General features: G+C 50.9%; 3 protein-coding genes. All 3 read left to right on the forward strand.

Annotated elements, in window-relative coordinates; translation table 11 throughout:
- The first annotated feature begins 249 nt into the window (after positions 1-249).
- The gene (locus DWY76_RS13700) at positions 250-555 is read left to right on the forward strand and encodes a type II toxin-antitoxin system RelB/DinJ family antitoxin (RefSeq protein WP_035393314.1); all 306 of its coding nucleotides are present in this window, start codon (positions 250-252) and stop codon (positions 553-555) included.
- On the forward strand, positions 552-872 hold the full coding sequence (locus tag DWY76_RS13705; RefSeq protein ID WP_015537812.1) for a type II toxin-antitoxin system RelE/ParE family toxin: 321 nt from the start codon (positions 552-554) through the stop codon (positions 870-872). The genes DWY76_RS13700 and DWY76_RS13705 overlap by 4 nt, the downstream gene beginning before the upstream one ends.
- A 13-nt stretch (positions 873-885) precedes the next feature.
- On the forward strand, positions 886-2120 hold a 1235-nt coding region (locus DWY76_RS13710; RefSeq protein ID WP_133300822.1), incomplete at its 3' end, for a recombinase family protein.

Here is a 2120-nt window from a genome sequence, read left to right on the forward strand (position 1 = left end):
TAAAAGCAACGTGCAAGGGTCTTGATTGCTTCATCCGGGTAGCCGGATTTGTTTGACTTCTTCTTTTTGTTCAAATGGTATACACAATATACTGAACGAATTGCAGCACATTGGTATTGGTATGAAGCAAAATTTTAGAAGTCGGAGAACCTGAAGTTATGTTGTGCAATATGGAGAAATTTAATTATAAGTTTGGGAGTTGTTGATTTGCAACGCAAAATACGTTACAATAAAGCCGAGGTGATAACCATGGAAAAAACAATGACACTCAATCTTCGTGTGAACCCTACCGTCAAGCAGCAAGCCGAAGATGTACTGAAGCAGCTCGGCATTCCGATGGCAACAGCCATTGATATGTACCTGCGCCAGATCACCCTGACTGGCGGCATCCCCTTCTCGCTGTCCCTGCCGAAGGCTCCTGCGGCTCTGAACGCTGACACCATGACCGATGACCAGCTTCATGCAGCCTTGCAGGTGGGCATCAAAGAGATTCAGAACGGTGATACCGTGGATGCTGCAAGCGCATTCGCACAGTTCAGGGAACAGCACAGATGAAGCAGTATGACGTAAAAATTTCCCATGCAGCCCTTAGTGATATGGAGCAGATTTACAGCTACATTGCTGACCGCCTGCTGGAGCCTGACACGGCTATGGGGCAGTATAACCGCATTGCAGAAGCCATCCAGTCGCTGAACATCCTGCCGGAACGCTGCGCGCTGGTGGAAAGCGAACCGGAACGCACCCAAGGGCTGCGGCAGATGCTGGTGGACAACTACTCGGTGTTCTACATTGTGGGCGAGGATGCCGTGTCGGTGGCTCGTGTGCTGTACAGTGCATCCGACCTTGTGCGCCGCCTGCGGAGAATGAAGTGAAAGGGGTGTTCGCATGACCGCCGTGATCTATGCTCGCTATTCCAGCGATAACCAGCGTGAAGAATCCATCGAAGGTCAGATTCGCGAGTGTACGGCCTACGCCGAAAAGAACGGCATTACCGTGGTCAAGCACTACATTGACCGCGCCCTTTCTGCCAAAACTGACAACCGCCCGGACTTCCAACAGATGATCAAGGACAGCGAAAAACGGCTGTTTGACATCGTGCTGGTCTGGAAACTCGACCGTTTTGCCCGGAACCGCTATGATTCAGCGCACTATGAGTACCAGTTGGAACGAAATCATGTCAAGCTGGTGTCTGCCACGGAGCCTATCTCTGACAGCCCTGCGGGTATCATGGTCAAGAGTATGCTCACTGGCATGGCTGAATACTACTCGGCAGAACTTTCTGAAAAAGTTGTGCGCGGCATGACCGAGAATGTTCTGAAGGGGAAGTACAACGGCGGCACGATTCCCATTGGCTTCAAGGTGGACGAGGAGAAGTTCTTTCAAGTCGACCCGCTGAAAGCTCCCTTTGTGGTAGAAGCCTTTCAGCGGTACAACGATGGCGCAACTATGAAGGAACTGATGAACTGGCTGAACGACAGTGGCGTGACCACCAACCGCAATCAGAAGTTCACCTACAACAGTGTTCAGACGCTGCTGACGAATAAACGGTACATCGGAGAAAACCACTTCAAGGACATTGTGATGCCCGACAGTATCCCGGCCATCGTGGACAAGGACTTGTTTGAGGAAGTGCAGCTGAAAATCAAAAAGAACAGCCGCGCTCCTGCCCGTCACAAGGCCGAGGACGATTACTTGCTCACCACCAAGCTGTTCTGCGGAATGTGCGGTGCCATGATGTTCGGCGAGTGCGGTACGGGTAGAAACAAGATCGTTCATCATTATTATAAGTGCGCCACCGCGAAGCGTTTCAAGACCTGCAAGAAAAAGACCGTCCGTAAAGAGTGGCTGGAAGATTTGGTCATAGCTGAAACCATGAAGCTGATTCAGGACGATGCCGTGATTGATGCCATCGTTGCAGAAGTCATGGAGTTGCAGGATCAGGAAAACACCACGCTCCCTTTGCTGGAAAAGCAGATGCGCGAGGTAGAGAACGGCATTGAAAATATGCTGAACGCCATTCAAGCAGGTGTGCTGACCAACTCCACCAAATCGCGTTTGGAAAAGCTGGAAGCCCAGCAGAAAGAACTTGAGGTTCGGATTGCCGAAGAAAAAATCGCTCG

It is taken from the genome of Faecalibacterium sp. AF27-11BH (assembly GCF_003603005.1).
GTDB lineage: Bacteria > Bacillota > Clostridia > Oscillospirales > Ruminococcaceae > Faecalibacterium > Faecalibacterium taiwanense.